This window comes from Streptomyces sp. NPDC086787, from assembly GCF_044745865.1.
Taxonomy (GTDB): domain Bacteria; phylum Actinomycetota; class Actinomycetes; order Streptomycetales; family Streptomycetaceae; genus Streptomyces.
In genome coordinates this window covers 1-2,564 of sequence record NZ_JBIVBC010000051.1, presented here as the reverse complement: position 1 = coordinate 2,564, position 2,564 = coordinate 1, and the positions used below count along the sequence as shown (strand labels likewise).

The 2,564-nt window shown below is 66.8% G+C and carries 1 protein-coding gene and 2 pseudogenes; 2 read left to right on the top strand and 1 reads right to left on the bottom strand.

Going from position 1 to position 2,564, the window contains the following annotated elements:
• Positions 1-86: pseudogene (locus tag ACIPK3_RS34375) on the top strand (IS5/IS1182 family transposase); the annotation flags it as partial.
• 179 nt (positions 87-265) lie between these two features.
• Positions 266-790: a hypothetical protein gene (locus ACIPK3_RS34370; RefSeq protein WP_402576138.1), complete on the top strand. Its 525-nt coding sequence runs from the start codon at positions 266-268 to the stop codon at positions 788-790.
• Between the two features lie 431 nt (positions 791-1,221).
• Here ACIPK3_RS34370 and ACIPK3_RS34365 read toward each other — a convergent pair.
• Positions 1,222-2,441, bottom strand: a pseudogene (locus ACIPK3_RS34365) (IS3 family transposase).
• Between the last annotated feature and the right edge of the window lie 123 nt (positions 2,442-2,564).

Here is a 2,564-nt window from a genome sequence, read left to right as displayed (position 1 = left end):
TACGACGAGCACGCTGCTCCACCCGTCGCATCGGGACCATCGTCCAAGCTGTCCACACGCTACTGACCTGGAGCTATTCAGGATGAAAGGGGTTCACTGATCTACATAAAGGATCGAGTGCCGTGGCGCGACCAATTACCGTGAGTGGTCATTCGAGTGGCGGAGTGTGAGGGGGTGAGCTGAGGATGGACAGAGTCACGGCGCACTCACTCCCGGATATCGTGCGGCGGGTGTGCCCTCATTCGGCAAGGATGGACTCCAGCACATGCGTAAGGCGACGATAGGCAAGTACTTCGCGATCTGTGTCGCGGCAGCAGCAATTGCCCCCCTGACGCTGGCAGCGGCTCCTGTGATGGCGGGGAACGGCGACGGCCACGGGGGCGGCGGGAACGACAAGGAGGTCGTGCTCAAGGTCACTGGCACGGACACCTCGTCCTTCGGTAACGACAGGGACCCGGTCCCCGGAACGATCTTCGGGTTCGCCGGGACGAACGTCCTCACCGAGACGAATGCCCCCTTCGGGACCTTCGGCGCTGTCTGCACTTTCGTGGCCAACACCGACACCGGCGAGACCACGCAGTGCCAGGAGACTCTGGAGACCCCGTACGGGCAGATCACCCTCCAGGGGATCAAGACCGAGCCGCACGGTACTCCGGGCGACTTCAGGGAAGCTGTCACCGGTGGCACCGGCAGCTTCTCCCGCGCCTCCGGCTGGGCCGAGTTCCACAATGACACCGGCTCCGGCATCGCCATCACTCTGCACCTCTACGGTGTGGAGAAGTGCTGGTAACACGCTTCACTTCGGCGGTCACCCCGAGGCCACGCCCAGGGTGGCCGCCAACGGTGCGTGGGGCGGAGAGCGGGAGAGGGACGGGACGTGGGTGAGACGGCCGGGCCGCTGGGCCGCTGGAATTGGGCGGCCGCGTAGATCGGTCTGGCCACCGCCGACGTAACCCGCCGCGACCAGGAGAGCTTTCGAATGCGTGTGCGCTGCGCATTGACTGGGTCTTTCCCGGGCTGCGGAGGTCGCTCATTTGGCCTGGGCGGCGGGCGTAGCGGCCGGGTGCCTTCTAGGTTTGCTTGTGCCCGGTCCCGGCAGAGCCGGGTTGTCGGCCGGCCCCGCGTTCCCTGCCTCTCCGGTCCCGGCGCGGGGCCGTTCGCTGCACGCCCGCTGGGGGGCAGGTGGCGCGTGAGGTGTCCCCCGGAGTGTGGACACGGGGTTCATGCTGCGAGTGTGAGTTTACGTTCTCTCCGATGCTGCTGTTCGAACTCGGCGGGTGAGAGATAGTTCAGGGCGCTGTGGCGCCTGCGGGCGTTGTAGTACGTCAGCACTGGAAGAACTCCAGCCGTGCCTGTCGCACCGTCGAGAACAGCCTCTCGTGCATCGTTTCTCTCTTGAGCCCCTGTCAGAAGCTCTCAGCGAGGGCGTTGTCCAGGCTCGAGCCGAGGCGGCCCATGCTCCTGCGGATCCCGAATGCCTCGCAGACCTGCGCGAACGCGGAGGAGGTGTACTGGGCCCCACAGTCCGCATGGAAAATCACCCCGTCCACACCGCCGCCACGCGTCGCCACTGCCATGTTCAGAGCGTCGATGACCAGGCCGGACTTCATGTGGGTGGCCATCGACCAGCCCAGCACCCGGCGCGAGCAGATGTCCAGAACGCAGGCGAGATACAGCCACGTGCCGCCCACCTGCACGTATGTGATGTCACCGCACCACTTCTCGTCCAGCCTCCCGGCGGTAAACCGTCGGTTCACCAGGTCCGGGGCGGGCGGCGCCAGCCGGTCGGGGACCGTGGTGCGCTTGCGACGCCGCAGGTGACGCCCCCCCGATACCGTCCTCGCGCATCAGGCGCTCGCCCCGCTTGCGGTTGACGGTGTGCCCGAAGCCCCGCAGCTCAGCATGGACCCGGCGGACCCCGTAGGTTCCCTTGTGCGCGGTATGGATCTCGCGGATCTCCGCGGTCAGGGCCTCGTCGGCAGCCGCCCGCGCCGCGCGGGCCTTCGCACCGTCGCGCCATCGGTAGTAGCCCGAGCGCGAGACCTCAAGGACCCGGCATATCCGCTGGATGCCGAAGGTCTCGGCGTGGACGGAGATAAAGTCCCAGCGGCGGGTCACTTCATCTCCTTCGCGAAATACTGGGCTGCCCGGCGCAGGATCTCCCGCTCGAGCTGCCATTCCTTCTCGGCCTTGAGCAGCCGGGCGTTCTCGGCCCGCAACCGGGCCAGCTCCGCCTGGCTGACCTGCGGCCCGGCCGCCGCGGAGCCCTCGGCCTCGCGCACCCACGTGCGCAGCGTCTCGGGATTGACATTCAGATCGGCCGCGACGTCCTTGAACGTCCGCCGGCCAGCCGAAGCGCGCCACAACGCCACCGCGTCGGACCGGAACTCCGCGTTGTACTTCGAGGGCCTTGCACGAGGATCTACACCTTCCTGGACCATCAAGATCCATTGTCAGGTGTGTCCACACGGCACTGTCACGTTGTTGGGTACGTGATCGCTTGTTGGTGTGTCGGGGTGTGGTGGGGCCGGGTTTGGGGTCTTGGGTCAGGCGGCGGGCTGGCC

What these genes read in the sequence shown, in the direction of transcription:
- ACIPK3_RS34370 (WP_402576138.1), top strand. Translation starts at nt 266, where the DNA reads ATGCGTAAGGCGACGATAGGCAAGTACTTCGCGATCTGTGTCGCGGCA.